General features: G+C 46.3%; 1 protein-coding gene. It reads left to right on the plus strand.

The annotated features are described in order from the left end of the window. Positions 1–97 precede the first annotated feature (97 nt). Positions 98–1,303 (plus strand): transposase, encoded by a 1,206-nt coding sequence (locus tag QUA70_RS28435; protein ID WP_333351108.1) that lies wholly within the window; start codon positions 98–100, stop codon positions 1,301–1,303. The last annotated feature ends 42 nt before the right edge of the window (positions 1,304–1,345 follow it).

Consider the following 1,345-nt stretch of genomic DNA (forward strand, 5'->3'; position numbering starts at 1 on the left):
TTACCAAGAAAATGGGTCTAAAGCCCGGTCCTTTTAGGACGGCTTTAATTTCCCCAGAACTGTGATAGAGTGTTTTATATCCAGTTCCAAGACGTAAATGTTAGTATTTGAAGCCAAGCTAGAAGGAAAGAGCGAGCAGTACCAGAGGCTAGACGAAGCCATTCGTACTGCTCGCTTTATTCGTAATAGCTGCATCAGGTACTGGATAGATACGAAGGGTGTGAATCGATACGACTTGAGTGCCTACTGTGCGGTGCTTGCCAAAGAATTCCCTTGGGCTGCCCAGCTCAACTCAATGGCAAGGCAAGCTTCCGCACAGAGAGCTTGGTCATCCATTGCTCGTTTCTACGACAACTGCAAAAAGGCAAAACCGGGAAAGAAAGGATTTCCACGTTTCAAAAAGCATGAAACCCGCGGTTCTGTTGAATACAAAACCTGTGGATGGAAGCTTTCAGAAGATCTCAGAAGCATAAACTTTAGCGACGGCTTCAAAGCAGGAAGTTTTAAGTTGTGGGGAACTCGCGACTTGCATTTCTACCAGAAGAGTCAAATCAAACGAGTGCGCGTAGTGCGTCGAGCCGACGGGTACTACGTGCAATTCTGTATTGATGCTGAACGGAATGAAAAGCGAGAGCCTACGGGACGAACCATTGGTTTAGACGTAGGATTGACCCATTTCTACACAGACTCGGATGGTAATACCGTCGAGAACCCGCGTCATTTAAGAAAGTCTGAGCGGTCACTCAAAAAGCTTAATCGCAGACTTTCCAGAACCCAGAAAGGTTCTAAGAACAGAGAAGCGGCGCGGAATCGATTAAGCAGAAAACACCTCAAGGTAAGTAGGCGGCGTAAAGACTTTGCTGTGAAATTAGCAAGGTGCGTAGTCCAGTCCAACGACTTGGTAGCCTACGAAGACTTGTCGGTGCGTAACATGGTCAAAAACAAAAAGCTGTCCAAGTCTATATCTGATGCCGCTTGGACAGCTTTTAGGAATTGGATTGAATATTTTGGCAAAGTGTTTGGAGTAGCTACTGTTGCCGTCGCACCGCACTACACTAGCCAAAATTGTTCTAATTGCGAAAAGGTTGTGAAGAAATCGCTAAGTCAAAGAACACATATTTGTCCGCATTGTGGATTTGTTTTAGACCGCGATTGGAATGCTGCGCGAAATATATTAGAACTGGGATTGCGTACCGTGGGGCACACGGGAACCTATAATGCCTCTGGAGACATCGACCTCTGTTTGAGTGAGGAAACTCCTTCAAGTAAGTCGGGTCGCAGAAAGAGGAAGCCCAAACAGTGATGTTTGGAATCACCGTGGCTTTAGCGGGCGTGAGAATGTCAA

The organism is Microcoleus sp. LAD1_D5 (assembly GCF_036702115.1).
GTDB lineage: Bacteria > Cyanobacteriota > Cyanobacteriia > Cyanobacteriales > Microcoleaceae > Microcoleus.